This window comes from Thauera butanivorans NBRC 103042 (genome assembly GCF_001591165.1).
Classification (GTDB): domain Bacteria; phylum Pseudomonadota; class Gammaproteobacteria; order Burkholderiales; family Rhodocyclaceae; genus Thauera; species Thauera butanivorans.
Genome location: NZ_BCUG01000124.1, coordinates 1 through 1536, shown reverse-complemented (window position 1 = coordinate 1536; position 1536 = coordinate 1). Strand labels below are relative to the sequence as shown.

The 1536-nt window shown below is 65.1% G+C and carries 1 protein-coding gene; it reads left to right on the top strand.

The window, feature by feature from the left end:
- Positions 1-46: 46 nt before the first annotated feature.
- A complete protein-coding gene (locus TBU01S_RS22610) occupies positions 47-1375 on the top strand; it encodes an IS1182 family transposase (protein WP_068639727.1) in 1329 nt (442 codons plus the stop codon).
- Positions 1376-1536: the final 161 nt, after the last annotated feature.

The window sequence follows — 1536 nt, the reverse complement described above, 5'->3', positions numbered from 1 at the left end:
TAGGAGCGTGGGCGGTAGAAGTGGATTTTTCGGTAGGATAGCCATCATGCCGACGACCTACCGCCCGTACGATCCCGACCAGTTATTGCTGTTGCCCTCCTCGCTCAAGGATTGGCTGCCCGAGGGGCATCTGGCGTGGTTTGTCAGTGATGCAATCGATGCGCTGGATCTGAAGGCATTTCATGCCCGCTACGAAGGCGATGGTCGGCGTCGCCAGCCCTACGATCCATCGATGATGGTCAAGGTGCTGGTGTACGCCTACGCCAGCGGTGTGTTCTCTTCGCGCAAGATCGCCCGGTCGCTGGAGCAGGACGTGGCCTTCCGGGTGCTGGGTGCGGACAACTTCCCGGCGCACCGCACGATCCGGGAGTTTCGCCAACTGCACCTGTCCGAGTTCTCGTCGCTGTTCGTGCAGGTGGTGCAGTTGGCGCGCGAGGCGGGGCTGGTGAAGCTGGGCCGCATCGGCATCGACGGCACCAAGGTCAAGGCCAACGCGAGCAAGCGCAAGGCGATGAGCTACGGGCGCATGCGTGAGCGCGAGCAGCAGCTCAAGGCCGAGATCGAGGCGTTGAGCCGGCAGGCCGAACAGCAGGATGCGGCCGAGGATCGCGAGCATGGCGCCGATCGCCGGGGCGACGAGTTGCCGCAGGAACTGGCGCGACGGGAGCAGCGTCTGGAGGCGATCCAGGCGGCCAAGGCACGGCTGGAAGAACGCCAGCGCGAACAGGATCGGCAGGATGGACGCAGTCAGGACGATGAGGGCAACACGCGTGGTCCGGGCGGAGGTGTCTGCAAGCGCCCGTTCGGGCAGCCCGAGGCCAAGGCGCAGGACAACTTCACCGACCCGCAGTCGCGGATCATGAAGACGGGCAACGGCTTCGAGCAGTGCTACAACGCACAGGCGGCGGTCGATGAGAGTGGGCTGATCGTGGCCACCGAGGTGATCGATGCGGGCAACGACAGCCATCACCTGGTGGCGATGGTGCAGGCCACGCACAGGAATGTGGGTGCGATGCCGCGGATGAGCCTGGCCGACAGCGGCTATGCCAGCGAGGCCAACTTCGCGGCGCTGGAGGCGTTGCAGGCCCCGGCCTGCGTGGCCTTGGCACGTGAGGACGGCAAGGTGCGCAAGATCGACCCGGCCCGGCATCCGGCCACCCAGCGGATGGCCGAGTGGATGTCTACCGACCAAGGACAGGCGCACTACCGAAGGCGCAAGGTAATCCCCGAGCCGGTGTTCGGATGGATCAAGCAGGCGATGGGGTTCAGGCAGTTCAGTGTGCGCGGGCTGGCACCGGTCAATGGTGAGTGGAACCTGGTGTGTCTGGCGTCGAACCTGCGCCGAATGCATCGATTGGGCTGGGTTGCGGCCTGATCAGGGCGCGTGGGGAGCCCACAGAAACGCCGCGCGAGTGCATGGGGCGGTATCGAAGTGACCGGCGAGCCACATCAAGCGCATGCCAGACCCCGGACGTGGTCATTGACCCCTCGGTTTGGCGGAAATATCGAGTCGAAATCTTCTACCGCCCACGCTCC